Origin of the sequence: Limosilactobacillus pulli, assembly GCF_947381555.1 — a bacterium.
In the GTDB taxonomy this organism is placed as follows: domain Bacteria; phylum Bacillota; class Bacilli; order Lactobacillales; family Lactobacillaceae; genus Limosilactobacillus; species Limosilactobacillus pulli.
The window spans coordinates 1-225 of record NZ_CANCWQ010000104.1 but is presented as its reverse complement, the minus strand read 5'-3'; the positions used below and the strand labels follow the sequence as shown (position 1 = coordinate 225).

The window sequence follows — 225 nt, the reverse complement described above, 5'->3', positions numbered from 1 at the left end:
TTACGGCATGGACTACCAGGGTATCTAATCCTGTTCGCTACCCATGCTTTCGAGCCTCAGCGTCAGTTGCAGACCAGGCAGCCGCCTTCGCCACTGGTGTTCTTCCATATATCTACGCATTCCACCGCTACACATGGAGTTCCACTGCCCTCTTCTGCACTCAAGTCTGACAGTTTCCGATGCACTTCTTTGGTTAAGCCAAAGGCTTTCACATCAGACTTATCA

At 50.7% G+C, this 225-nt stretch carries 1 rRNA gene; it reads right to left on the bottom strand.

Annotation, left to right across the window (positions count from 1 at the left end):
* Nucleotides 1-225 (bottom strand): 16S ribosomal RNA (locus QOS03_RS09390); the annotation flags it as partial.